Source organism: Streptomyces sp. NPDC002776, from assembly GCF_053592195.1.
In genome coordinates this window covers 16,251-42,567 of the sequence record NZ_JBSFVG010000024.1, presented here as the reverse complement: position 1 = coordinate 42,567, position 26,317 = coordinate 16,251, and the positions used below count along the sequence as shown (strand labels likewise).

The 26,317-nt window shown below is 67.7% G+C and carries 19 protein-coding genes and 1 pseudogene; 10 read left to right on the top strand and 10 right to left on the bottom strand.

The genetic code is table 11. The features are described 5' to 3' along the window. Complete coding sequence (locus ACWD11_RS32010) at positions 1-2,868, top strand: hypothetical protein (RefSeq protein ID WP_389421598.1); 2,868 nt, start codon at positions 1-3, stop codon at positions 2,866-2,868. 104 nt (positions 2,869-2,972) lie between these two features. Further along, positions 2,973-4,016, top strand: coding sequence for a C40 family peptidase (locus tag ACWD11_RS32005; RefSeq protein WP_389421599.1), 1,044 nt, complete (start codon positions 2,973-2,975; stop codon positions 4,014-4,016). Positions 4,017-4,147: 131 nt separating this feature from the next. Here the strand turns inward: ACWD11_RS32005 and ACWD11_RS32000 are convergent, their stop codons facing one another. Continuing rightward, positions 4,148-4,693, bottom strand: coding sequence for an AAA family ATPase (locus ACWD11_RS32000; protein WP_451287243.1), 546 nt, complete (start codon positions 4,691-4,693; stop codon positions 4,148-4,150). A gap of 456 nt (positions 4,694-5,149) precedes the next feature. Here ACWD11_RS32000 and ACWD11_RS31995 point away from each other — a divergent pair, with 456 nt between their 5' ends. The 3 genes from ACWD11_RS31995 to ACWD11_RS31985 are packed head-to-tail and all read left to right on the top strand — an operon-like array spanning position 5,150 to position 9,095. After that, positions 5,150-5,527: a hypothetical protein gene (locus ACWD11_RS31995; RefSeq protein WP_451287241.1), complete on the top strand. Its 378-nt coding sequence runs from the start codon at positions 5,150-5,152 to the stop codon at positions 5,525-5,527. Between the two features lie 53 nt (positions 5,528-5,580). Then, on the top strand, positions 5,581-8,187 hold the full coding sequence (locus ACWD11_RS31990) for an ATP/GTP-binding protein (RefSeq protein WP_389421602.1): 2,607 nt from the start codon (positions 5,581-5,583) through the stop codon (positions 8,185-8,187). Next, positions 8,184-9,095: a replication-relaxation family protein gene (locus ACWD11_RS31985; RefSeq protein WP_389421603.1), complete on the top strand. Its 912-nt coding sequence runs from the start codon at positions 8,184-8,186 to the stop codon at positions 9,093-9,095. Before ACWD11_RS31990 ends, ACWD11_RS31985 begins: the two co-directional genes overlap by 4 nt. Positions 9,096-9,514: 419 nt before the next feature. Here the strand turns inward: ACWD11_RS31985 and ACWD11_RS31980 are convergent, their stop codons facing one another. From ACWD11_RS31980 to ACWD11_RS31960, 5 genes are all read right to left on the bottom strand, one after another. Continuing rightward, positions 9,515-9,997: a hypothetical protein gene (locus ACWD11_RS31980; RefSeq protein ID WP_451287239.1), complete on the bottom strand. Its 483-nt coding sequence runs from the start codon at positions 9,995-9,997 to the stop codon at positions 9,515-9,517. A 9-nt stretch (positions 9,998-10,006) separates the two neighbouring features. After that, positions 10,007-10,618, bottom strand: a complete 612-nt coding sequence (locus tag ACWD11_RS31975) for a polymorphic toxin-type HINT domain-containing protein (RefSeq protein WP_451287237.1) — start codon at positions 10,616-10,618, stop codon at positions 10,007-10,009. A gap of 30 nt (positions 10,619-10,648) precedes the next feature. Next, positions 10,649-11,839: an IS110 family RNA-guided transposase gene (locus tag ACWD11_RS31970; RefSeq protein ID WP_389421695.1), complete on the bottom strand. Its 1,191-nt coding sequence runs from the start codon at positions 11,837-11,839 to the stop codon at positions 10,649-10,651. A 201-nt stretch (positions 11,840-12,040) separates the two neighbouring features. Next, positions 12,041-15,376 carry an RHS repeat-associated core domain-containing protein gene (locus tag ACWD11_RS31965; protein WP_451287235.1) on the bottom strand — a complete coding sequence of 1,112 codons (3,336 nt, stop codon included), beginning with the start codon at positions 15,374-15,376 and terminating at the stop codon, positions 12,041-12,043. 101 nt (positions 15,377-15,477) lie between these two features. Then, a complete protein-coding gene (locus ACWD11_RS31960; RefSeq protein WP_451287233.1) occupies positions 15,478-18,318 on the bottom strand; it encodes a SpvB/TcaC N-terminal domain-containing protein in 2,841 nt (946 codons plus the stop codon). Between the two features lie 13 nt (positions 18,319-18,331). Here ACWD11_RS31960 and ACWD11_RS31955 point away from each other — a divergent pair, with 13 nt between their 5' ends. Beyond that, positions 18,332-18,556, top strand: coding sequence for a hypothetical protein (locus ACWD11_RS31955; protein ID WP_451287231.1), 225 nt, complete (start codon positions 18,332-18,334; stop codon positions 18,554-18,556). A gap of 330 nt (positions 18,557-18,886) precedes the next feature. Here ACWD11_RS31955 and ACWD11_RS31950 read toward each other — a convergent pair. The 4 genes and pseudogenes from ACWD11_RS31950 to ACWD11_RS31935 all read right to left on the bottom strand — a co-directional run. Beyond that, a pseudogene (locus ACWD11_RS31950) lies at positions 18,887-19,237 on the bottom strand (transposase); the annotation flags it as partial. A 38-nt stretch (positions 19,238-19,275) separates the two neighbouring features. Beyond that, a complete protein-coding gene (locus tag ACWD11_RS31945; protein ID WP_451287229.1) occupies positions 19,276-20,721 on the bottom strand; it encodes a helix-turn-helix domain-containing protein in 1,446 nt (481 codons plus the stop codon). Next, positions 20,718-21,512, bottom strand: coding sequence for an SAM-dependent methyltransferase (locus tag ACWD11_RS31940; RefSeq protein WP_451287227.1), 795 nt, complete (start codon positions 21,510-21,512; stop codon positions 20,718-20,720). Before ACWD11_RS31940 ends, ACWD11_RS31945 begins: the two co-directional genes overlap by 4 nt. Next, positions 21,509-22,354 carry a helix-turn-helix domain-containing protein gene (locus tag ACWD11_RS31935; protein ID WP_451287320.1) on the bottom strand — a complete coding sequence of 282 codons (846 nt, stop codon included), beginning with the start codon at positions 22,352-22,354 and terminating at the stop codon, positions 21,509-21,511. The genes ACWD11_RS31940 and ACWD11_RS31935 overlap by 4 nt, the downstream gene beginning before the upstream one ends. Positions 22,355-23,119: 765 nt before the next feature. Between ACWD11_RS31935 and ACWD11_RS31930 the strand changes: the two genes are divergently transcribed. The 4 genes from ACWD11_RS31930 to ACWD11_RS31915 all read left to right on the top strand — a co-directional run bounded on the left by ACWD11_RS31930 (position 23,120) and on the right by ACWD11_RS31915 (position 26,312). Continuing rightward, positions 23,120-23,398 (top strand): hypothetical protein, encoded by a 279-nt coding sequence (locus tag ACWD11_RS31930; protein WP_451287225.1) that lies wholly within the window; start codon positions 23,120-23,122, stop codon positions 23,396-23,398. Between the two features lie 259 nt (positions 23,399-23,657). Next, a complete protein-coding gene (locus ACWD11_RS31925; protein WP_451287223.1) occupies positions 23,658-24,692 on the top strand; it encodes a hypothetical protein in 1,035 nt (344 codons plus the stop codon). Between the two features lie 139 nt (positions 24,693-24,831). Next, positions 24,832-25,440: a hypothetical protein gene (locus ACWD11_RS31920; protein WP_389421383.1), complete on the top strand. Its 609-nt coding sequence runs from the start codon at positions 24,832-24,834 to the stop codon at positions 25,438-25,440. 20 nt (positions 25,441-25,460) lie between these two features. After that, positions 25,461-26,312 carry an ATP/GTP-binding protein gene (locus ACWD11_RS31915; RefSeq protein WP_389421384.1) on the top strand — a complete coding sequence of 284 codons (852 nt, stop codon included), beginning with the start codon at positions 25,461-25,463 and terminating at the stop codon, positions 26,310-26,312. Positions 26,313-26,317 lie beyond the last annotated feature (5 nt).

The following is a 26,317-nucleotide window of genomic DNA, read 5'->3' as shown; positions in this document are numbered from 1 at the left end:
ATGGTCCGTCCAGATCGCGCGACGCTGCGCTCGGCCGGCTTCGTCGTCCTGCTCACCGGTGTCTTCGTCATGGTCAACAGCCAGGTCGTGTACGCGGCCGGCAGCAACAGCGAGACCGGTGACCTGCTTGCCCCGTTGAACATCACCTCCTCCGAGGGGGTGCCGATAGGCGGGTACGAGCTGAGCGCCGAGGGCGGCTCGGTCATCAGTTTCGAGACCCAGTCCCTCGCGTTTGCTCTTTCGGGCCTGTTCACCCTCATCCGCCTGTTGGTGGGGCTTGCCGGCTGGGCCATCGAGGTGGCCTTCCGCTTCCCCCTGCTTCAGCTCCTCACCGCTCCGGCACAAAAGGTCGCCGACGCCTACAACACCGTGGTGGTCGACACCCTCGGACTGAAAGGGCTGCTGCTGGCCTGGGCGTTCGTGTTCACCGGATTCATGATCGTGCGCGGCCGGATCGGCCGCGGCCTGGGCGAGATGTTCCTGACGCTGACGATCGCGGCGATCGCCGCCTCCGCCTTCGTCCGCCCCGACACCCTCCTCGCACAGGACGGGCCGCTGGGACAGGCCCAACAGGTCGCCGCCGAGGTCGCACAACAGACGGTGAACTCCTACAACTGGGGCGGCGAACTCGCCCACCTCGGGCCATGCGCGGATCTGGCAGGCAACGCCGAAATCAGATGCCTTGAGCGGGAAGCCGAAGCGCCTGTCTCCTCCACGGACATCGCCCGCCCCTTGCAGGATTCGGTCACCAACGCGCTGATCGTCAAGCCGTACATGCTGCTGCAGTACGGGCGGATCCTCGACCCCGCCACCAAGGGTGACCAGCAGGCTTACGCCGTCCATCTGAAGTGGGTGACCGGCGGCTACACACGTGACAAGCAAAGCGAAGAAGACGAGGAAGGCAACTGCAGACTGCTCGCCGGACCGGCCAAGGAATACTGCCTGGGCGACAGCGACGACAACAAGGCCGTCGACTCACTGCCCGAACTCACCCCCGGCGGGGAACTCCTGGACGCCGCAAAGCCAGTGGTCAGCGAGGAGGATCAGGAATTCGCCGCATTCCTCGCCGATCTGAAGAAAGCCGGTGACGTCGGCAAGGCCTGCGCCACCTACGCCGAGAAACCCACCTGGTGGCGGGTGGGCGGGGCCCTTCTGCTGGTGATCGCCGCACTGTTCATCTGCGGCATGCTCCTGTCCGCCGCAATCGTCCTGCTCGCAACGCAAGCCGTCTGCGCGGCGGCCGCGGCCGCGGGCGCCGTCACCTTCATCGCCGGGATGCTGCCCGGACCGGCACGCCAGACGGTGTGGAAGTGGCTGTCGATCTGGGGCATCTCCGTTCTGGCCGTGGTCGGGATCTGCGCGTTCGTGCCGTTCTTCGGGATCGCCGTCGACGCCACCATCACCAGCGGACCCGATCTGATGGTGGAGCGGATCCTCCTCATCGACGTCCTCGCCATCGCCGGCGCGGCCGGGCACCGCAGACTGCTGACCGGGATCGCCTCCTTCGGCCGGCGCATGGCGCTGCGGATGCGCTACGCCAAGGTCGGCGGCACCCACCTGCCCGGCGACACCTCCGAACTCGGCGCCGCACTCGCCATGAACTCCCCCACCACGCTCGGAGGTTACGGCGGCGGTCTACGCTCCCTCACCGCTCGGGGTGCAGGCGGCCGGTACGGGATCCTCGGCACCCGCCAGAAACTGATGGGCTCACTTTCCTCCCTCGTCGACTCGGCGGGCATGCCGGTGGACACCGGCCGGGTCCTCACCGACGCCACCGCGGAAGCCGGACGCGGTCTCGCCCCGCTCACCGCGGCCACCGCGGTAGGCGGACTGGGCGCACGACTCGGTGTTAAGGGCGGGCACTGGCTGCTCATCGGCAAGCGACCGGACCACGAACAGCTAGCCAAGTGGCGCAAGCCCACCGCCGACGGTGATCCCCCTACCGGCGCGGTCGGCCCGGGCGGCCCTGCGGGCGGCGGCCCCGGCCACGGTGGGCGGCCCGGCATCACAGGCGGCGGGCCTTGGCGGCCCGGAGGCCCGCCCGACCGCTACCGCGACGCAGACGGCCAAGTCGTCGACCGCAACACTGGGCAGGTGCTGCACGACCAGCACACCGACCGCACCCTGCTGTCCACCCGCGCCCACAACCGGCTCGTCCGCTTCCGCGGCTACCGCATCCTCCGCCGCGGCGGTCGGACCGCTTATGGGGCGACGGCCGGTCTGCCGGAGAACGTCCGCCGGGCTCAGGCAGCAGGGTCACGCTATGCCGAGGACGCCCGCCAGCAGGTGCGGGTGTGGGGCAACACGCTGCGCGAAGACGGCCGAGCCTGGGGCGACATGGGACGCCACCTTGCCCACACCGTGCGCGACCACGCTGATGACCGCGGCGCTCCCGCCCCCTTCACCACCCGCCGCCTCACCAACAGCCCCACCACCACCGGCCGCCCCGGCAACAGCCCCGCCGCCACCGCAGGTCTGGGCAACAGCCCTGCCTCCACCGGACGTTCGGGCGACAGCCGGGCTGCTGCCGGCCGCCGTCCCCCGGGCGCACAGGCTGCTGCCACGGCTGCCCGCCTTTCGCCGCGGCCGCCTCGCACCGGCACCTCGCCGGCCCCTGCCTCCGCCGCGCCGGGCCAGGAGCTGCAGCGGCTGTTGAACGATCCCGCGGAGCTGCGGCGCCGCACGATCGACCATGTGGCGCGGGTGGACCCTGGCCTCGCGCGGGCCATGCAAGGCACCCCTCCCCCACCACCCGGCCGACCCCACACCCCCAGCAAAGGCCAGGACGAGCGGCAGCGGCAGGCCGAGGCGCTGCGCCGCCTGCGCGCCCGCTGGCGGCACGACGACCAGACCGGGGGGCAGCAGTGAAGCGGCCCAGGCGCCGCCTTGCGCGGTGGGGATGCATAACGGCGGCCCTGCTGTTCGCCGGCGTGTGCTGTGCCGCGCCCGTAAGCAGTGCGATCAGCGCCTACGTGGCGCTGAAGACGGGTGTCCAGGACGAGGGTGGGATCGCCGAGGGCGGCAGCGCGGCGGACATCCCGCCGCGGATGCTGACCGCGTACAAGAAGGCCGTCCAAAAGGTCGGCACGCATGTGCCGACGTGCCGGGGCATGCGCTGGCCGATCCTCGCCGGAATCGCCAAGGTCGAGTCCAACCACGCCGTGGGCCGGAACATCACCGCAGGCGGTGACATCCGCCCGAAGATCTACGGGGTACTCCTCAACGGCTCCGGCGCCGGCGGCAACACCACCGTCTTTCCCGACACCGACCAGGGCCGCTTAGACGGCACCGCCACGGGCGAGCGCGCTGTCGGACCGTTCCAGTTCCTGCCCTCCACCTGGGAAGGCGTCGGCAAGGACGCCAGCGGCGACAACACGGCCGACCCGCACAACGCCGACGACGCTGCGCTCGGCGCCGCGATCTACCTGTGCGGCGACGGCCGCAACCTGACCAAGCGGGCTCAGCTGAAAGCCGCACTCTTCCAGTACAACCACTCGCAGGAGTACGTCGCCAATGTGCTGGGCTGGGTTGATCAGTACACGGCGGCCGCCAACGATCCGGACTTGGCGAACGCCTCGGGCACAGTCCGCAGCGTCATCGAGGCCGCCCTCTCCCAGCGCGGCGTGCCCTACTCGTGGGGCGGCGGCAACGCCGGCGGCCCCTCGTACGGGATCTGCTGCTCCCCCAGCGGCAAAAGCGGCACAAGCATCAAGGGCTTCGACTGCTCGGGCCTGACCGTCTACGCCTACGCCAAGGCCGGCATCCACCTGCCGCGCACCGCAGCCGCCCAAGCCGGTGTCGGCAAGCGGATCCCCGCCAGCGCCGGCACCAGCGCCCTCACAGCAGGTGACCTCGTCTTCTACGCCTACGCCCCCGGACGCGACTCAACGATCCACCATGTCGGGATCTACCTCGGCAACGGACAGATGATCAACGCTGCCCGGCCGGGCACCGTCATCCGTGTGGACGCGGTCAGCGCCATGCCCGGTTATGCGGGAGGAGCCCGGCTGTTATGACGACTCACGAGCGTCCAACACGGCATCCCGATGCCGGCTCAGGTCAGCCAGTGCACCAACTCCCGCACAACTGCGGCTTCCTGCGTCGCGGCTACGTCCACCGGCTCGACACGTTCACCCAGGAAGGCGTTCTACCGGCCCACAGCCACGCCGAGGCGACTGAGCACCGTGTCGGTCAACTCCGGCGGGGTCAGCTCGCCGTCCAGAAACACGGTGTCCCTGGGCAGGGTGTCGGTCGCAGCCATGCACGCCTCGACTCTCCCTTTGCACCAGCGCCGGACCCGCTCATCCTGTTCGGGATCATCCGGGGTGAAGCTCCGGCCGTCGATCCGCTTCTCCAGCACCTCTCGGGAAACCTTGAGGAAGAAGTGGTGAACCTCGATGCCGGCATCCTGCAGCTTGCCGAAGATCTCACCGACATACCCAGGGTTGATCAAGGTCATGGGGACCAGGACCGGACGGCCGTACTCCTCCACCAGCCCTACCGCCAGGTCGGCGACCTGCCGCCGCCACAGCCGAAGATCCTGAAAATCGCCGGTTGGCACCTGAACGATCCCCCGCAGCACATAGCCGACCATCTCCGGGTCATAGACCAAAGCTTCAGGCCACCGCGGACGCAACCCCTCCACCAGCGTGCTCTTCCCGCTGCCGAACGCACCGTTCACCCAGACGATCAACGCAATCCTCCCCGCCCCCGGTCGCCGGGCCCGCGCACCGGACCCGGCACGTCGGACCAGCATGCCGCGCAAGCCCGCATCCAGCCCGAAGAACCCGACACCCCGACTGGACAAGCCCACCGACAGAGCATCGAGACAACCATGCAAGGACGCCTTTCATCGCCGGTCAACCGACACATCGCATCGGAACCTACACAGCGCCCGCGCTCGCCGCGGCTACTGATCCTTGCGAGTTTATGCCTGGCCCTCGCCGGGCTGGCCCTGCTGATGCTGCCGAACCGGCCCGGCCCCGGTTCAGGCACTCCACCGCCCCCGGCCGATCGCTACGTCCTCTCCTCACCTGCCGCAGGTCCCCCCTCCGCAGTTGCGCGCACGAGTGCGGACCCGCCGTCAACGCCCGACGCAGCGCCGCCGGTTACGGCGTCTGTGTCGGAGCTGACGCCGCGTGGTGAAGGCGTGGCCGGCGACCCGGCCATCCAGCGGCGCCTGGAGGCCGCCTGGCCCGCCGACCTTCCCCCAAGCGACGAACGGGAACTGCTTGCCACCGGTCGCGCGTTGCTGCGCGCGGACGCCACCGGCATCGGCCGTGCGACGTGGCCGGAGGTTTTCCCCGACTCGGGCACGGCGGTGGCCCCGGCGTTCGCCGTCGCTCGCTTCCGTATCCAGGCAGCGATCGCCCGCCGTGACGGCAGGGCGGACAGGGCGGTGGTCCATCTGGTGTGGGCCGGCATGGACCGCGGCGGCACCTTCACCGATCTCCGCATCACCGACTGGTTCTTCACCCGCGCTGAGAAGAAGGGAGCAGCGACGTGGACTTGGCAGCCGCGTACCTGACGGGCCAGGCCCCCGCACCGGCCAGCGCACCGGCATCGGCAACGGTCAACGCAATGGCAGCGGCGTCGGCATCGGGTCAGGTGTCGGGCTTCGTCGTGGATGTCGTGCACACCGCGGGCTGGGTGATCACGTACTGGTGGGTGGTGGGCTTGGCCGCCGTGGCGGTCTGGGCGGTGGGCGAGGCAGCCGTGCGTCATCTGGCGCGGAAAGCCTCAGCGGAACGGATGGCGCTGGAGCTGGTCCCCTCGCGGCATTTTGACCCGGGTCTGGAGGAGATCTTCCGCCGGGGTGTGCAGCTGGCCCGGGCGTCTACGAGCATGCCGTGGTGGGCGCCGCGCCGGTCGAAGGCGGTGCAGATCAGGCTTCGCGCGGACGGCAGTGCACCGTTGCGCTACCGCGTCGAGGGCCCGGCTGGCGGTGAACGTCTGTTGTCGATCACGCCGTTCGGTGAGGCCGTCACCGTGAACCGGGCGAGGCCAATCGCCGACAAGCCGCGTGAGCACGTGGTGCGGGCGGAGTTCATTCTGCGGGGCAAGCCGATCGCGCCGCTGCGGGAGGTTCCGCTGAACCCGGACCCGTTGCAGCCGCTGATCGACGCCGTATCCGACCTGCGTGCCGAGCTGGGCGACCTCGCCGAGATCCGGCTCGACATCCAGCGCGCCCCTAAATGGGCCCTCAGGGCGCGCCGTCTGCAGCTGATGAGCGACGCCAGGCGCGCAGAGCGGCGTGAGGCGCAACGGGCTGCCCGCGGGGTGCGGCAGGACGCCACCGGCATCGAGGACTCCCTCACCTGGCAGCTGCAGCAACTGGTGACCAGCAAGCAGGGCGGGGGCGGGGGCGGGGGTGGGCGGCGGCTGGTGATGCCGCCCGTCCCGCGCCGGGTGGATGCGCAGGAGGCGTTGGGCAAGCTCGCCGAGGACGACCACCTGGTGCGGGTGCAGCTGCTGGTGATGTGCGCATCCCACGTTGAGGGACGCCCGCAGGCCCGGCTCGCTCAACTCCAGGCCGCACTCGATGTGTTCGGCGGTGGCTCGCGCTGGGCGATGCGCGGCCTCCGGGTGGGCCCCTGGCGCCTCGGGGCGGACCGCTGGCCCAGCCGGCGCGGATTCCAACGCCGCTGGACCTTAGGGCACTGTCAGCCACCGCGTGCGAACTGGGTGAGGCTGGACGAGCTGACCGGCCTGCTCAAGCCGCCCACGGTGCATTGCCGTCTGCCACTTCTCGCCGGCGACCTGCCCACCTTCGAGCACGGCGATCCCGAGCTGCTGCTGCAAGGCATCTACCGGAGCCCGGACGGCCGTCGGCGCCTTGTTGCCACTTACGCCGAGGAGACCCTGTTCGAGGTTGCGGTGGGAAAGGCGGGCGGCGGCAAGACCGAGCGCGCCCTCGCCCAGGCGATCGGCTGGGCGCACGCCGGCGGCGGACTGCTCTTCCTCGACCCGCACCGCGACTCCTGGCCCCGCGCCCTGCCCTTCCTCGCACACGACCACCTGACGCAGCGGATCGCGCTGATCGACCTCAACGCCAGCGGGCCCGCTGCGCAGCTCAGCTGCTGGAACCCGATCGGCATGCACCAGGGCCAGGTCGCTCACGAGGTCGTCGAGGCGACCGCGGATGCCTACGCATCCGTGCTCGGCTGGGACGACGCCACCGCACCCCGCGCACTCACCCTCCTCACCGCCGCCCTGGCGGTGCTGGTAGCCGTCAACGAAGCCGCCTGCACCGCCGGCCGGCCACAAGACCAGGCCACGATCTTCCACGTGCGGTCCCTGCTCACCGACCCGGCCTTCCGCAAGCTGGCACTCACCGCCGTGGAAGAACGCCTTAACGAGGAGATCCGCGCCTGGTGGCGGACGGTCTTCCCGACGCTGCCCACGGACGCGTTCGCCGTCGTCCTCAACCCGATCGCCCGCCTGGCCGCCAACCCGGTCACCCGGGCGTTTTTGGGGCAGCCGGCCGGCGTCTACAACATCCGTGCCGCCATGGACACACAGATGATCGTGTGGGTGTGCCCGGGCGGGAACGGGCCCACCGACCGACTGATCACCGCCCTCCTCGCCCGGGACCTGCTGCGCGCCGTGCGCTCACGCCGCGACACCCCCGAAGCCCAACGGGTGCCCTTCCGCCCGTACTTCGACGAACTGATCACCCTCACCGGCGCAGCCCCCGAAACCATCGCCTCCATGTTCGAAGACTTCCGCAAATACAAAGTCCACGTCCACGGCATGACCCAGCTGCTGGCCCGCCTTCCCATCCCGGTGCGGCTGTCGCTGGTGCAAAACGCCTCCACCCTGGCCTCCACCGCCGGTTCACAGTCCGCCATCGCCCCGATCACCGCCGAGTGGGGTGAGCGTCCCTCTGCGGACGTCGTTGCCGCTCTGGACCGCTTCGAGCACTACATGTCGCTGACCGTCGAAGGCCGCCGCATCGGCCCCGTCCAGATCACCGGCCCCCATCTGGAAGAGGTCTTCGCCGACTACCACCGGCCACGCCAGGCCGCGGCACTGCAGCGCGCTGCCCTGGCCGCGGCCGGCGCAGCCCCGCTTCACCATCTCACCGACCGGGCCGAAACCCAGCTCACCCACGTAAGCGCCTTCCTCACCCAGTCCCGCGCCGCCAATCCCGCTGTCCACCTGCAGAAGAAGAGGGACTACCAGTGACCACCACCGACACCACGCCGTCCGGCCATACGCCCAGCCCCGCCGAGCCGCTGCCGCATCAGCTCCTGGCCGTCCTCGCCCAGCACCGCATGGCGACCACACGCCAGCTGCACGACCTCCTGCGGCCCGGCACCGCCCGGCAGACCCTCTCCGGGCCGCTCAACACGCTGCGCGACGACGGCTTGGTGGACTACACCGTGCTGCCGCAGTCCAACCGGACCCGCGCCTGGTTCCTCACTCCCGAGGGCGCCCGGCTGACCAAAGACTTCCCCTCACTGCGCGGACGCCCCCCATACCCCATCACCTCGGCCATGGCGGCCTCGCTGAAGACACCGCACACCCTGACCGTGTTGCGCACCCACCTCGCCTTCGTCACCGACGCCCGCCACCGCGGCGACGAACACGGCCACCTCGACTGGACACCCGAAGTAGCCCACACGATCGGCGACGGCGAGCGGATCATCCCGGACGCCGTCATGCACTACACCCTCAACCAGGGCCCCGAGCGCACCAAGCTGCGGGCGTTCGTCGAGGTCGACCGGACAACCATGAGCAGCGAACGGCTCGCCTCCAAACTCATCGACTACGCGCGGTTGTGGTCCTACCAACCGCAAACTGGCGGCCGGCCCCGCCCCCGCCAGCCCACCACTGCCGGGCCGGTGTGGCTGCGCTGGTATCCCGTGTTTCCCCGGGTGCTGTTCGTGCTGACCGGGGCCTCCCGGTACGTCCTGGACAACCGCATCAGCGACCTGCAAGCCATGGTCGCCGAACACCCACTCGTGGACACACTCGCCCAACACATACCCATGGGCGCAACAACCCTGGAAAACCTCGAAGACGTTGGGCCCACCGGTGACATCTGGATCCCCCTGACCGGCGGCAAGGCCCGCCCGTGGACCGAGCTGTGACGTGCGACCACACGCCCACTGGCCGCCGCACGTCGCAGCCAGCCAGCCAGCCAGATCCCGGTACCCCGGTACAGCCTCGAAGGCACGCGGGTACGCGTGAACGCCGCCGCTCCTGGAACAAGGGCATCGAACTCGTCGTCATCAAGGAACTCCTCGGCCACGCCCACATCGGCGTCACCGCCACCGTCTATGCCCACGTCAGGCTCCGCCTCCAGCGCGACGCCATCGACGCCCTCGGCACCGCGCTCGTCGGCCGGGAGAGCACCGAGACGGCACGCTCCGACGGCGACGAACCGCCACCCTGCGCCTCACTCGTCCGCAGACGTTGCCGTCAACTACTGCCGTCACCCCACGCAGAAGCCCTGCCAGGACGCACCTGGCAGGGCTTCAGCTTTGCATGCGCGCCGCGTCGAACGCGATCAACTTTCCGTTGATTCACTCCTGAACCAGAAGTGCGTCAGCTCACTTTGATGACTCACTCCCACAACAACAGGGCCGCAGCTTGCCTCGACAGCCGTCACAGCTCCACCGAGGGTTAGTAGTTCGCCTTCCGGAAGGCGAGCGTGCGACAGGTCGACGGTTTTTCTCACAATCCGAATGGCAGGGTCGACGTCCTCCCATTCCGAGATGTCGAATACTGGCACGACATCCCCGAGCAATTCCGGGTCCGGAATCGAATCCAGGCCACCCCCTTCCGGGGGAAGGTCAATAACCGTCAAGCTCATCAGTTGACCACTTTCAGGGTGCACCCTGACCTCAAGATAGCCGCCAGAACTGCCGGAAATCATCAGGTAAAGAGGTTGGCGATCCCTGTCGACTTCCCATGAGGCATCCAGCGGGATCCACGGATCCTGCTCTACAACGGCACCGGGACAGGGAGCCCACTGAGTTACTTTCACCATCGGCTGCTCCTAACCGACATAGAGAGCGTGAACAAGAGCGGGGAGTGGATCTTGCGGGCGCTGACTGAACTTAAGCTCCCAACCGCCGGAAGTAATCATCCTTCCTGTAGGAACGCCATTCCGAGTCGCCCCTGCAACGGCAGATTGCAAGCTGCGAAGCTGAACCTGTGTAGCCAGTCCGACTTGCTCTCGGCTCGCCATATTCGCCGCCTTATTCTGCGCATATTCGGCGATGTGCTTGGTTGCATTCCCGTGAACCCAAACACGTGTACCGCCCGCCTGCATTTCGAACGACCGAGGCAAGTCAGAGCCAGGGTAATTCGGCTGTGTCCCCTTGATGTCATCCCAGACCGTACCGGTGCAGTTGCTGTTGTGAACGAGTACCGGCGTGGCCCCCGCCAGCACATAGTACGTGTGGATGCCGTCGACGGTGAGGTTGCGTGTTTCTTGACGGTCACGGTAGGAGCGGGTCGCCACAATTTCGACCTCACCCCCCATGTCCGTGCGGAGCGTCATGCCGGTTTCAAGGTCCGCTGTGTCGATCCAGGCATGCTCGCTCGGAGACCAGAACGGATGCCGGTCCGTGGCGATAATTGTGGAATCGCCCTGACGTGTCCTCACGGTGAGCTCAGTGATTCCTAATGCGGTCTGTCAAGCCGCGTGCGCGGTGGGTGGCATGAGTTCGTAGGTCCGTCCGTCGCGGAGGAGGGCCCAGAGGACGTTCACACGGCGGCGGGCCAGGGCGAGGACAGCCTGGATGTGGCGTTTGCCTTCGGCTCGCTTGCGTTCGTAAAACCGGCGGGACTCATCGCAGTGTCGGATGCTGAACAAGGCGGATATGTAGAAGACGCGTTGGAGTCGGCGGTTGTAGCGCCGCGGCCGGCGAAGATTGCCGCTGATCTTGCCGGAGTCGCGGGGAACAGGTGCGACGCCACCGAAGCCGGCCAGGCGGTCTGCGGTGCCGAAGAAGCTCATGTCGCCGCCGGTCGCGGCCAGAAACTCGGCGCCGAGGATGGCTCCCAGCCCCGGCATGCTGGTGATCACTTCGAAGTCCCGATGTTCGCGAAACCGGGCCTCGATCGCCTTGTCGAGCTCGGCGACCTGCTGGTTGAGGGCCATCACTTCCCGCGCGAGCGTGTGCACCATTTGGGCGGTGAGTTTCTCGCCGGGCAGGCTGGTGTGCTGGCGTCCGGCGGCCTCCCAAGCTGTCTCGGCGAGCCGTTCAGGGCGCAGGACCTTGCGGTTACGCAGCCAGGTCTCGAGCCTCTTCTTGCCTGTCCGGCGCAGGGAGGCAGGGGTCTGGTAGCCGGTGAGCAGCATGAGTGGGCCGGTGTTGGTGAGGTCCAGTGCCCGTTCCAGGCCGGGGAAGATGCCGGTGAGCTGGGCGCGGAGCCGGTTAACGGTGCGAGTGCGGTCGGCGACCAGATCCGTGCGGCGGCCGGTTAGGATCTTGAGGTCGGTGACGGTCTCGTCGCTGGCGCGTAAGGAGTGCAGATCGCGGCGGATGCGGGTCTGGTCGGCGATGACGGCGGCGTCTTTGGCGTCGGTTTTGCCTTCGCCGCGGTAGCTCTCGGAGGCGCGGTGGATGGCCCGGCCGGAGATGTAGTGCACCGGCTGGTCGTGATTGAACAGGATGGTGATGGCCAGGGCGGCTCCACCGTCGGCCAGGTCGATGCCCCAGGTCACATCATCGCCCAGGGCCAGGACGTCGGTGAGGAGTTCGAGGAGTTCGGGTTCGTCGTTGGCGACGCGTCGGGACAGCAGCCGGCGGCCGCTCTCGTCGATCGCGACGCAGTGGTGGTGCGTCTTGCCTGCGTCGATGCCGGCCCAGATCATGGCCATGTGGTGCCTCCGCGCGGTGTGGTGCTGGTGCCTTCCGACGGACGACCTCGCTGTCGATTCCCTACTCAGCGATCATTCGCAATTCCTAATTGGCAGCCGAGTCGTCGTGGGGCACCGGGCGGCCAATCACTGAAAGCCACAAGCGGCAGAGCTTTTTGAACCACACCCGGCACCCCTGGGTGGGTGAACCATACGAAGGGCTCAGCACCTCCCGCAGAACAACGTAGGGAAGGCTTTGTCATCTTTGGTGATGATGGTGGCGAGGACTGCACGCGCTTGGGTCTGCCCGGTTTCCGGATCTGTCGCCAGGACTTTGTCCCCGACCTTGACGTCCTTGATCTTCTTGACGGTGCCGTCTGCCATGCGCACGTCTTCCTCAGGGAGGAAGCTGTTCTTCGCACACATCTTCGCTACCTGAGCACGCAAGGCAGCCGCGGCTTTCAATGCCGCGCCAGCGATGAGGTTGTATGCGGCGCCCTCAGCCTGATTGGCGAGAGCCTCACCGGTGGACTCTGCGTCGCCGTCCACGGCATCTCGCACCGCGGCACCGGCAGCACCTGATCCTGCGATGCAGGAGCCGGTAGCGAGTAGACCCGCAGGGCCGGTAACGCCAACGGCGACGCTTTGGCACAGGCTGAACGTGATCGCGTTGACGGTGACGGCCGCGGCCTCGACCCAGAATCCGCTGTGGTCCTTGTCCCCGCCGCCTTGTTGGAGACAGGCGTCACGGACCATGTAGCCGTACCCGGAGCAGTCGGGCGCCGCGGCAGGGGGCGCCGCGGGAGCCGGGGGATTGTCATTGCCACCCGTGTCACCCGTGCCACCGGGTTTCGGCCCCGGGCCGCACTCGTTCCAGCCGCCGGTGCAGTCTGCAAGCGCGAGGCCGGATGGGTCTGCGTAGTTGATGGGGTCGTTGTCGCTGTAGCTGTAGGCGGAGAGGTTTTGCGGCTTGTACGGCGTGCTGAGGGAGTCGGGGCTGAGGAAGCGGCTCAGGTGGGGGTCGTAGGCGCGGGCTCCGAGGAGGGAGAGGCCGGTGCTGGTGTCTTCGGTTTTGCCGAGGAAGCCGTTGTCGGTTCCGGTGGGCAGGGTGCCGTTGCGTTCGTCGCCGAAGGGGGTGTAGCGGCGGCGGGTGGTGGTGCCGGTGGTGGCGTCGACGGCGAGCTGGGTGGAGGCTTGCGTGTCCGCCATCAGGTAGGTGAGTTTGCCGTTGGCGACGGAGGTGCCTTCTGTTGTGCGCATGGCGACGACGGACGTGCCGCTGCTGTAGTAGCGGGTCGCGGTGACTTTGATGCCGTCGGTGGTGCGCAGTTCCATGCCGCCGATGGAGGCGACGGTTTCCTCGGGGGTTGTGCGGAGGAGGAGGGTGCCGTCGGCGTCGTAGGTGTAGCGGGTCAGGCGGCTGCCGGCGGAGTCGGTGGTCTTAACTGTGGAGAGCTGGCCGAGCTTGGTCCAGGCGTAGCTGGTTGTCAGACCGGGCTTGATGCGGGTGTCCATCTGGCCGGAGTCGTCGTAGATGAAGGACTCCGTTGCGGTGGTCGTACCGCCGGTGACTGTGTTGATCTTGCGGACGCCGTGGGGCCGTTTGGCGTTGGCCGTCGTCCAGGTCCCGTTGTCGTCATAGCCCGGGTAGAGGTAGTCGCGCGTCTCGGCTGTGCCACTGCTGTTGGTGTCGGTGACGGACTGCAGGTTGCCGAGGCGGTCATAGCTGTAGGCGGTTTGGTAGGGGGCTTGGCCGGTGAAGTCGGAGCCGCTGTTCAGTGCGCACACTCCGAGTTCGGAGCGGGTGTAGGCGCTGGTCAGGCGGGCTTGTTCGTCGTAGCGGAAGCACTGGGACTGTGCGGTCTGGCCGCTGGCCTGCTCGCGCAGTTCGGTGATCTTGCCGTCAAAGTTGTGGGTGTAGAGGTCCTCTTGGGTTTCGCTGGTGTAGCGGCCCACCGTGGTGTTGGTGGTGATGCTTCTGAGCCAGCGTGTGCCGTTGGCGTAGTTGTAGCCGTACGTGCGCTGCGCAGCGACGCCGCTCACAGGGTCGGTCGGGGCGCCGTAATAGCGGTCAGTCAGCAGGCCGTAAGCGTCGTACACGGTCGACCGCACGTACGTGCCCAGCCCGGACGCCAGGCGCGTGGGCTGGCCGTAGCTGTTGTAGGTGGTCGTGACCGTCTCTGCCTCAAGGCCACCAGCTTTGGGATACGTGATGGAGGTGACGTGGTCTGCAGCGTCGTAGGTGAGGCTGGTGGTGTAGTCGCCTGCCAGTCCGGTGACCTTGGTGGGAATGCTGACGGTGCTGCTCAGCGGGCGTCCACGCGTGTCGAACCTGCTGGTCTTGGTGGTGTACGTGGTGCCGTCCGTGTCGCGGCTTTTGGCCTCGACGATCTGGCCCTTGCCGCCGGGCACGCTCAGGCCGTCCCAGCTCCATGAAGCAAGGACCGTGGTTCCGTTGCTTACCGACGTCTTACGGCCCAAGTTGTCATAGCCGTAGGTGAGGACCACTTCACTACTGTGGCCGGTGACGGGGTCGACGCCCCTGCGGCTGGTGGTCTGGTCGACTTGCCCGTTCTCGTGGTACGTCGTGGTCGAGACGCCCGCGTCAGGATCGACCGTCCTGATGCGTTGTCCGGCCCAGTCGTAGTTGTAGAAGGTGAGATTGCCGCGCGGATCGGTGATCTGCCGCAGCGCTCCGGCGGCGGTGTAGGCGTACTGCGTCGTGAACGTGGTGCCGTCCGTGTGCTCGACGACCTTCGATGTCTGTCCGTACACGTTGGTGTGGGTGTCCACGGCGCCGGCCGCGGCGGGCGTCACTCTGGTGTAGTCACCGTGGTAGGCGGTCAGTACGCGTCCGTACAGCGTGGCCTTCGTCTGTGTGCCGTTGCCGACGAGGATCTGGGACTGGGTGGTGCGTCCAGCCCAGTCGAGGGTCAGGTCGGTGTAGGAGGGAAGATCCTCAACCTTCGGGCTGACGGGTCCACCCGAGCCCGCGGTGCCCTGGTTGCGGAAGACGGCGGATGTGCCGGTGACGTGTCCGGCCGTGTCGTAGCGCGTGACGGCGACCTGCCGGTTGGGGACTTCCGCGCCGGTGGAGTCGGTGCCGTCCGGGATCGGCGTTTGTGTCTCGCGGGCTCGGCCCAGGCCGTCGGTGTAGGCGTAGGAGGACAGGTAGGTGCTGGCGGACTGCAGGGTGTGGCTGGCCACGCGCGGGAAGCCGCTGACGGAATCGGGGATGCCGTTGCTGGTGGAGGTCGGGATGCTGTAGCTGAACTTCATCGACGGCGAGGTGCCGGTCTCGGTCGGCTTCCACACCTCGGCCAGCCGGCCGGCGGCGTCCAGGGTGAGCTTGGTGAGGTTCCCGTTGGCATCCTTGGTCTGGTAGGGCAGACCCCAGAACCGGGACTTCCACACGGTAGTGCTCAAGGCGCCGCGCATGTCAGCGAGGTCGTTCGAGGGCTTGGGGGTGGTGGTGGTGATGCCGTCCAGCGGCCAGGTGTGCTCGGGCGTGTAGGCGGTGGTGGTGCGATTGCGCTTGGCGTCTTCAGTCCAGCGCATTCGGCCTGCGTCGTCGTAGCCGTACCGCTCCTTCTGGTAGGCAGTGGACGAGGTGTAGGTTCGCGTTTCGGTCGGGTTGGCGTCGGCCAGCTTGTTGCTGGCTACGTCGACGGCATCGTCGTAGAGCGTGACGCGGTAGCTGTCCTGGTTGTCTGCGGCTCGGTCGACACAGCCGGCTGCGTAATGCGCGTTTCATCAACGACGACCATCCACCGCTGGATCTTGGTGCCGTCGTACAGGTCGGTGTTGTAGGCGCGGCCGTAGGTGGTGCAGCGGTTGTCCGCGACGCCCGCTTCGCCCTGGTCGTCCAGGCGCAGGGGCAGGCCGTAGGTGGCTGAGGTGGCGGTTGTTGCGTCGTACTCGTTCTGCACGACGTGGGTACGCCAGCCCGTGGAGATCTTGGTCTCGGTGGTGCTCTGGGATTCCCGTACGAAGCGGGCGTCGGGCAGGCCTTCGTACTGGGCGGTGTTGTGCGTCCAGTACTTGTGGAAGACCCGTTGGTGCGAGACGCCGGTGTCGTCGCGCTTGGAGGTCTGGATGGTGCGGCCCTGCAGCCAGGGTGAGTCGGTGTAGGAAGTGCCGTCGCCGTCGGTGACGGAGACAGATCGCGTGGCTGAGGGGTCGGTTTTGGAGGTGCGGTCGCCGTCCAGGCCGCGGTAGAGCCAGTGGAACGTGGAGCTTTTGACCGCACCGGTGCCCGAGGTGACCTCGACGCGCTGGTAGCCGCGCCAGTCCGACCAGGATTCGTCGGCGTCCGGGGCGAGCGGGTCGTTTGTGAAGCGCCAGCCGGCCCCGCCCTGGTAGTCGTAGGAGGTGGTCATCTCCGGGGCGCCGTCCTGGCTGCTGGTGACCGTCGGGTCGACGGTCACCCGCATGACCAGGAACTTTTTGAACCAGCCGGTTCTCTCCTCGGTCTCGCCCTCGGGGGTCCACTTCTGCCAGTAGCAGTCCTTGGTGTTCGAGGACTGCGTGGGCAGCGCGTCGACGCTGCACGCGTTGGGGGATCCGTATGTGACGGTGGTGGTTGCGCCCAGGTCACCGTGGACGGTGTTGAGGCGGCGGAAGTTGAGCTCGCTGGAGCCGACCTTGTTGTCCAGGTCGACGCCGTTGAAGTTGATGACGGGCAGCACGATGTCCGTGCCCGTCCCGTAGGACTTGCGCTGCACGTAGTCCAGCCACAGCGTCTTGCCGATGGTGCCGTCCGGGTTGGGCAGGCCGTGCTTGGTCTGGTACTGCTGCACCGCATCCCAGCCGTCGGCCGTGGTGTTCAGCACGTACGTCTTGATGTCCCACAGCATGTCCTTGCTGAAGAACGTGGGGTAATACGTCTTGCCCGCGCAGTAGTAGTCCGCCGACGTGCCATCGCACAGCAGGTCGACCGGTACGTCCGGGTAGGACGAGGGAGTGGAAGCGATCGACGGGCAGGCAGCGGGTTCGCTGCGCAGCGGGTCCGCATCCGACATGCGCTCCACGCACCGGCCCACGTGGGACAGTTCGACCTTGCCGGTCGGCTTGGCGTTCGGAATCTGGGCGGGCCAGCCGTACTCGATCCGCTTCAGGTAGCCGCTCGCGGTGTAGGCGCGGGCCTTGTCGGTGTTGGCGACGGACCGGTAGTAGTTCGTCTCCTTGTCGTAAAAGTAGACGGACTCGACCTCGTTGGCGTCCACCGTGCGGTCAAGGCTCCACCGCCAGGCCTGCGTGCACGGCTCGGGGAATGTGGCGTGGCAGGGTTCCCCGGCGTTGTTGCCGACCACCGGGATGGTGAAGACGGATCCGGTTGCCGCGCTGGTTCGCTCCGAGCGTCCCCAGCCGAAGTAGTAGCGCTTGCCGTCCTGGGAAGAGATCACCCAGTACTCGTCATCCGCGCCGTGCCCGCCGGTCAGGTGCTGCACGCGCCAGCCCGGGTCCTCCTGCACGTGGTACGACCCGGTGCCGGTGTTGTCCTGCACCAGTGTCGATGTCACACCGTTGAGGTTGATGACGTAGACCGCCCCGCCGGGCTCATCGGTCGTGTTGGGCGAGTCCCAGCACATGTCGCCGATCGTCTTCAAGCCGTCTTGGGTGCAGTTGCGGTACCGGCGCTCGATGAAGCCGACGTTCAGGTCCCAGCCCATGCCGACCCAGGACGCCTGGTTGTTCGTCGCGGAGGTGCGGCCGTCGACCGACTGCGAGTTGTAGGACATCCCCAGGCTCGGGGCGGAGCCCATCGCCGGAGCTGGCAGGCTGACTGGCAGGTTGTAGGTGAAGGCCCCGGAGCCGGTCGCCACGTCCCACGATCCCGACGGCGACAAGGTGGAGGCCCGGTAGTCGCCCTTGTCCGATGACGAGCCCGTAGTCAGCGCATATACGGAAGCCGAGGCTGCACCAAGCTGTGTGGACGGGCCCTCATCGCCATCCGGCTCGGCCACGACCGTCGCGGTCAGCGTCCCGGACGCGGTGTCGTTCTCGGCCGGCACGACCTCGCGGTCCATGCAGGCTTCGGCCTCGGGCGTCTGCAGCGCGCACGCGGGAAGCTTCACCAGCTGCAGCCGGGAGGCGAAGTCGCCGCCGTAGGCGTACTTGAAGCCCGAGTAGTCGATGTCCACCTGCACCTGACCAGAGGTGTCGACACCATCGGCACGGATGACCTGCAGGCCCAGTCCCACACCGCCGGCCGGCGCCACCTCCTGCCGGTCTAGCAACCGGACATCGACCTGATCCGGCGAGATGGTGTCCGGTGACGGCTCAGACGGCTCTTCAGGGGTCGCTGTCGGAGTCTGTGAAGCCTCTGCAGTCTGTGACGGGGACGGGGCTTGGGTCGATGCCTCATCCGACGGGTTCGGGCTTGCGGTGGGAAGGCTTGCATCAGCAGATGGCGTGGGTGTGGGGCTGTCCTCCGCGTCCCCGGCGGCACGCCGCGCCGCCGACAACTGCGGTGTGGCGCCGTCCGCGACCGCGGCCACCTCAACGACGTCCGTGACCTCCGTGGCGGCCCCGCTGGGCGACACGGACGGATCCGGCGTCACCGTGCCCGGATCACCCGGCGCCGCCTGGGACAGATCCACCAGCACCTCACCGGCCACCGGCCACTTCGGCGCGGGCAGGGCCTTGCCCGCCTCCTCCGCCTGCTGCTTGGGCACGGTCCCCAACGACTGCGACGGCACCACCGGAGTGACATCCTCCGCGGCCGCCGCCTGCTGAGGCGACACCACCGACACCGTCGACAGCAGACCGGCCAAAACCGCACCCGCAACCGTGACGGACAACAAACGCGCACGTCGAGCAGCCACTCGAGCTCCCACCCCAGCAGTCCACGCAGCACGCGGGGACCACAATCCACGAAACGAAAGACATCGACACCAGGCGCGAGCCGACCGTGCTCCCCAGCACGGTGAAGCCGCCTCACCCCGGAATCGATCAGTGAAGGCGGAGCGTAACTGCCGTGAACATTGTGAAAACAGAGGCCAGAACAACAGGTTCCACCTGGACACGGTGATCTACATCACCAATAGGTCAGGCTGCTCTCCCGCTACTCCGCCACAGGTGCCAGCGGTCGCTGACCTGCACCGCAGTCGGCAGGGCCCGGCGCACAGCCTCCCCGTATGCGCTGGAGCCATCGCGGCAGACGACCTCAACACCAGGGTGCTCGCGTAGCCACCGCTCCGGGACGCCGGCGCCGCGGCCCGGAAGTACGTCGATGCGTTCGCCGGTTTCGGCATCGATCAGGACAGTCGCGTAGCGATGGCGGCGCTTGAGCGCGAAGTCATCGACGCCGAGGACGCGTGGCACCCGCACCACCGGCAAGGGCAGGCGGGCCAGAAGCCTGAGCGCTGTCGAGCGGGATATCGCCGCAGCCAGGAACCGGGAGAGACGGGCGCCCGCCTCGGGCGCGTGCGCTGCCCGGCTGCTCGTTTCTCTTCTCAGGACTGGTGTCCCCGATAGGTTCTGCCTCCTCGCCGCGGCAACCGGGCCGGGGTGTCCTCGGGGGTCGCGATCGTCTCGGCGGCCAGGTGGAGTTCCGCCCGTACCGTCGCGGACGACAGGTCGAGGGACAGCGCCCTGCCGCACTTACTCAGCCAATTGGTGAGCGTACTGCGGCTCAGGCCTAGCTCGGAGGCAGCGGGCGCCGTGCGGCCACGGTGGCGGAGCCAACAGCGAAGGGCGATACGCAACGGCTTGTCCAGAGGTTGGAGGAGGGCGCAGGCCCAGTGATGGGCGTCGTCGGGGTCGAGCAGACTGGTGGGCAGCGGGGGATCGGGACCAAGACGTGCGGATGTGCCGACTCGGCGGGAAGGAGCCGGGGCTCGCAAAGCCAGCAAGAGCTGCGCCTGCACGGTGGGGTTGTCCAGTTCGGCGGCCAGAAGAGTGCCGATCCTGCGCAGGCGCGCACGCACCGTGCCTTCTGACACGTCGAGCACTGCTGCGGCGGCCTGAGCGGACCCCGACCGCAGGTATGCCTCCAGTGTCCGGCGCTGCTGGCGGTTGAGGGGCTTCAGGATTGCAGCGGACCAAAGGGCGAGCCGTTCGGCGGGTACGACGCGGAGCAGCCCGTGCGACCCCAGGAAGGTCGCGGACGCCAGGCAGCCGGACCTGGCGCCGCGCCGCGCATTTCCTGCCTCGGCCCACGCCGTGGCGACCATGTCGAGCGGCAACGGGTCTGAGACGCCGCCTGCCAGTTGATGTCGGTATGCGATGCGCGCGACGAGGGGGCGCGCTACGTGGCGGTCATGGTCGAGGCCGTGGAGCGCGACGACCACCAACTCGCCTCCCTCCAGGCACACCAGCATGCGGTGGGCTTCGGCAGACACGCTCGGCTGCACTGCTCGCCAATGTGACTGATAGGCGGCATGCACCAACTGGCCGGCCAGCCGGAACACCGTGGCATGTGTGGCGGAGGTCCTCAGCACCTCGGTTGCCAGGTGTGACTGGCCACTCAGCAGGAGATGCAAAACGGCGGTGTGCAGTCTCTGCTCAGTGCGGTGGGTGTCCTCCTCTCGACGGACCCGCGCCCGCATTCTGAGCAGATCAACGCAGGTCCGCGCGATCAGGTCGATGCGGGAGGCGGGCGCTGCCGTGCCGGGACGGACCACGAGGACGGCACCCGCCATGCTGCGGATCGTCAGGTGCGGGTAAAGCTGGGGGTGCGCGGCGGCACGCACCCCCTCAGGTCCGGCGGTGTCTGGGGTGCTGCAGACGACGCCGCCCATGGGGTCCGCCAGGACCACCCAGCCCTCGGCCAGGGCTGCGGCTTCGGCAATCAGCTGGGCGTCCGAGTGGGCCGCTGCACGGGTGAGTCGTCGCACCACCTGCTGCCGGGTCACCTTTACGGGGCGCGCAGGCACGGGCCCCGCGCTGCCCGTCGTCATGAGATCCGCGCCACCCCGCCCCAGCCGGCGCGGTCGGTGAGAGTCCCGGTGTTCGCGTCGGGGCGCCAGCGCGGCCAGCTCGTGAACCCGGGTTCGACCAGTTGGGTGCCCTCGAAGAGCTCGACGGCCACCGACGGCTCACGGAAGATGTAGGGAATCGCCCCGCTGCTGTTGTACTCGTCCTGCACCTCTTGGTGTTCCTTGTCTGCAGCGGTGGAGTGGCTCAGTGACAGGTAGCTGCCCGAGGGAAGTTGGTCGATCAGTCGGCGCACCAGACCCTTGGCTTCGTCCCAGTCTTCGATATGGCCCAGCACATCGTTGATCACCAGAGCGGTCGGCTTGGTCATGTCCAGTGTCTTGGCCGCGCCCGTTAAGACGGCGTCCGTATCCCGCATGTCCGCCTGCACATAGGCGGTGGCGCCCTCGGCGGTGCTCGTGAGCAGGGCATGGACGTGCAGCAGCACGATCGGGTCGTGGTCTATGTAGACCACTCGGCAGTCGGGCGAGATCCGCTGTGCGACTTCATGGGTGTTGTTGCTGGTCGGCAGCCCGGCGCCTAAGTCGATGAACTGCCGGATCCCTGCTTTGGCGAGGAAGGCGGTGGTGCGCCGAAGAAAGTCCCGCGACTCCTTGGCGAACGGGACTATGCGCGGGTACTTGCTGCTGTAGGCGTCGCCGGCGGCCTGGTCGGCCGGGTAGTGGTCTTTTCCGCCCAGCCAGTAGTTCCAGACGCGCGCGCTGTGGGCGACGGACGTGTCGATCGGCTCATGCGGGCGGGTGGGTTCGGTCATGTCAGCACTTCTTTCGATTTGTCGGGATGAGGTGCGATGACGCAGGTGTGGTCCATCAACACGTGATAGGCCGACACCGCGTGCAAGCTATTGAAGACGTCAGCGCTTCCGCGTGGATCGCCTTCACGGACTACGTGGTCGGGTATGTCCTCCACATCGACCCGGTACAGGGTCACGGCCGGCATGCCAGTCATGGGGTGACAAGGACCGTTGAGAGGGTGAATCTGCAGAGTCACATCGGGGCGCTCGACGGCTGCCCTCAGCGCCTGCCGCTGCTCGGCCATCACATCCTTGTCGCCTACGAACGTATGCAGCGCCGCGGCGGACATAATGGCCCAGATAGTCGTGTTCTGATGACGTAACCGCTTCTGGCGCTCTACGAGCAGCTCCGTCCGCCGGTCTCTGTCCTCGGCGGACAGGTCGGGTCTGCGGACGTCGTCGACAGCGCGGGCGTAGGACGGTGTGCGCAGCAGGGCGGGAACAAGTGCTGGCTCCCACACGCGGATGTACCGGGCCGCGGATTCCACGCTCATGAGATCCAGCTGCCAGGGGTCCATGACAGACCGCCACGGGTGCCACCACCCCGGGAGGTTGGCGACCGCGAGCTGCCCGAGGAACGCTTCGATTTCAGCAGGGCCTGCGCCGTATGCCGTGAGCAGGGTGTGGACTTGCCCCTCATCCAGGGATGTCTCGGCCTGCTCAATGCGGCGGACGGTCGCTTGGTGGGCCCCCAGTGCATTGGCGGCCTCGCTCCGGGACATCCCTGCCGCCTCACGAAGAGTTTTGAGCCGCGTGGCTAAAACCAGGTGCGCGACGGTCCTACCAGACCTCTCGCGAGCCACAACGTCCCCTTCCGGCAGTTTCTGCAACCTGCTGATAGTGCAAACTCTGTACCTTGCAATCTACGTTCACAACCCCTTGAGTATGTCTAACCCGCATAAGCCAGCGCGCAGTTGCGGGTGACGGGCCACGAATTCGCGGCCGGCCGCCGAAGGCTGGCCGTGGACAGGGACGGGTTCGCGCAGGTCGCTGATCCGCCGAAGCCTCCAGATGATCCGACCGCCGCCGACGAGCACCCATGTCCACAGCCACCTGCACCCGCATGGACCACGGCCAGGCATCACACGCCCGATGGCCGATCTCACCACAGGAGAGCCAAGTGACCACACCGTCGACAACCTCCCCCGCCTTCACCGAAAGCGATGCCCTCCAGCTCAACAGAGTGATCACAGAATTGCTGAGCGTCTGCGCGTCCATCGCCGCGCAGCACGCCCCGAACGGGACTTGGACGCCCGCCGCCTCTGGCACGGCCGCATTATCCGAGGCCGCCGTGGTCATCGAAACCCTCTCTCGGAGCCTGAACCAAACCCGCCGTGACCTTCGCAAGCTCAGCAACCGGGCCCGCCGGAGCGCCCGCTCAACCTCGCCGCCCTTCCTCCTCGAACACCGCAACGCTGCCACCTCGCGTACAGCCCCCGAGGAAGGAACCCAGGCCACGCCGCGGACTCCCCTTGAGTCCCCCAACGCTCTGTCCTCGTGGCCTCCCCCAGGCACCGTCCCGCTCGGCGGACGGCCGCCCGCCGCTCCCGCACGCGAGGACGGATGACATGACAAGGCGTGAACGACGGGCCACCGCGGCGTTTGCCTGCCCTGTGCAGTCACACCGCGGCACCTGCGTGCTCCTGGACGTCATCTCCCAGCCGCTCACACACCGCGCAGAGGCCATCGGCTCGGCGGTCGTTTTGCATGGCGTCTTCAGCGCGACCACGCTCGCAGACATGCGTGCCTGTCATCCCAGGCGGCTGGTGACTGTCGACGACGACGTCCTGGTCATCTGGCCGGCCGACAGGCCCGCGCGGCAGAAGGAGCGCACGCAGCGTCGTTGAGCCCGCTCGCGCAGCGCTGTCCCGTCACTTGCGGCCCGAGCTGCGGATGAAGGCGGGCCATGTCGCGCCGTCCGCCCACGGACTCCGGTCAGAGGCGAATCGTCAATGGCCAGACCCAGGCTGGGGCGCCACTGTATGCCGGACAGTGCCGGACCACGACCCCTCGAAGCGGTCCGGCCTCAGCCTGGCGGGGGCCCGGAGCGCGCCCGGGCCCCCGCACCCCCATCCTGTTCACCCCTCGCGAGGAGCGAAGAGCCTGATGATGTCCCGACAGCACTCGGCCCGGACCCGGCATACGCGCATCTTGACGAGTCTGGCGCTAGGTCTGACCGCTGCCACGCTCACCGCTTGCGAGGCGGGCACGGACCAGGACAAGCCGAGCGCCGACGACGCCAGGGCGAGCGCGCATTCTATGCCTCGAGGCGTGGTGACTCAGGCGGCCACCAAGCGGGTGGTGGACACCTACGAGAGAGTCAACAACCGCGCCAACAAGGCCCAGGACGAGGAACTCCTGCACACGGTCGAGGGCGGCCAGGTCCACGAGCAGTCCAAGGCTGACTACGCCACCCTGAAGACCTGGCCGAAGGATGAGCAGAAGGCCTACCGCACCGCCTTCTTCTACCAGGAACGCACCTACTTCATCCCCCGGCGGGGAGAGGCGACATGGTTCGCCGTGAAGGCGAAGTCGAGTTACGGCAAACGCCCTACGACGCTGATGATCTTCGACAGGGTGGGCGGCACCTACAAGATGGTGATGTCCCTCTACACCGGCAACGAGGTGTCGATTCCCCGGCTGGCCGTGGACGCGGACGGGTTCGCGCAGGTCGCGGATCCCACGAAGCCAGTCGGATCGCTCGCTCCTGATGATCTGACCGCCGCCGTCCAGGACCTATACATCTCCGGAGGCGTCAACGAGGGCAAGAAGCTAGCCCCTTCTGAACCGAAGGAGCAGGCGGTCACGGCGCATCACAACAGCGAGAAGAACGGTGCGGCCGACGGGATGGCGACCCTGCAGTTCTTTGCCGAGGCGCCAGCACACCCGCGGGTGTATGCACTGCGCACCGCGGACGGCGGTGTCCTTGCTGCTTTCCCTGCCGCGCACAAGCGCGAGGCTCTGCTCAAGCCCCAGTACCGCAGCAGTCATCACCTCGTCCCTGACGAGCGCGAGACCACGCTGGGTGCCAGCCAGGGGCCGGTGATCACCGACGAGATCCAAGGCCAGGGCCTGGCGAACTTGTCCACAACAAGTGCCCGGATCCTGGAACTTGACCTCCTGCACGTGGACTCCCGGTGACCACGTCCCAGCGGGTCGTCGGCACCCCCGCCGCTAGGCAAACGGATCACCGCAACTGGACCAGGCCGCGGAGCTGGACTGCCGTCCGTCGGCGGCTCAGTTGGCAGTCATGTCACACCGCGCCGTACGGGGAGGCATCGTGAAACGTCGCGCACATCCGGTTCATCACTCCGCTGTTCGCTCCCGAAAGACCGCCGTCGCCTCCATCACGCTGTGCGCTGCGCTCGCCCTGGCCGCGTGCAGTTCGTCGGACGAGACCGGCAAGGCCTCCGATACGAATCCGGCAACCTCAGCACCGGCGGACTCACCGCCTCCATCGGCTGATCCGACGCAGGCCGCCGAGGCGGAAGTGATCGCGCGGTACCGCGCCTACTGGGGCGAGATGGAACGGGTCTATGCCACCGCCAGCGTGGAGGGAACCGACATCAAGAAGTACGCGGCGCTGGCCGCCCTCAGCCGGCCTGAGCACGATGCCGAGCGCATGAAGAAGGCCGGGCGCGTCTTCACTGGCTCCGTCACCGTGAACAGCCCTGCCGCTGAAGTTCACCTGAACCGCAAGGTCCCCAACGCAACCATCACCAGTTGCCTGGACGTGGCGCAGTGGAAAGCCACGGACAAGGACACCGGGGACCCGCTGCCGCTCCCGTCGGAGCGGCTGACGAAGTACATCACGATTGCCACGCTTGAGCGATGGGACGACGGGTGGAAGGTCATAGAGGACGAGCCGCAGACGGGGAAGGCGTGTTAGCTCGACGGACCGCCCTGGCGGTGAGCGGTGCCGTGGTCGTTGCGGGCTTATCGGCTTCTGCTCATGCTGCGGACGGCCCCAGCGGTGGCGCCGAGGGATGCGAGAACGACTTCGTCTGCGTGGGCGTCGAAGTGCCGGGATCCGGCGGCGATGGCCAATCAGGCAGCGGGGAGCCGGTCAGTGACGGGCAGGGGTCCGGCCAGGGTGCCAGCCGCCCGGAATGCACCTACGAGCTGTATGACCCGCAGCCGCCGGCCGGAAGCTCCGTTTGGGGAGATCACGAGCCCGGCGACGGAGGAGCGATCTACGAGAAGATCTGCCACGTCGGTGGCAACCCGGACAACCCTGACATCGTCATCACTCCGGTCTGGCTGGCAGAACCGCCGGATCAGGCCGCGGTTGACCCCGCAGTCCTCGCTCAGCAGGCCGTCGACAAGATGCTGCTGCGTGGACCGGACATCGCCAGCCCGCGTGCGGCCGGGAGGTACACGGTCGGTGTTCCGATGTGGATGTGGGTCAACCAGAGCGCCACGACCTACGGGCCCAACACCGCTTCGGCGTCGGCGGGCGGGATCACCGTGACCGCGACCGCGAAGGTGTCGAAGATCGTGTGGGAGATGGGGGACGGCGCCAGCGTGACGTGCAACGGACCCGGCACGCCCTACCAGGCCTCCGAGGGTATGGCGCAGTCGCCGACGTGCGGTCACGTGTATTCGAAGACCTCAGCCGGCGCCAAGAACGGCAAGTTCCCGGTTGCCGCGACCTCGACGTGGACGATCGATTGGCAGGGCGGCGGACAGGGTGGCCAGCTCATCGAGATCCGGCAAACCCTCGTGCAGGTGGCGATCGGCGAGCTGCAGGTCGTCAGGTAACGCCG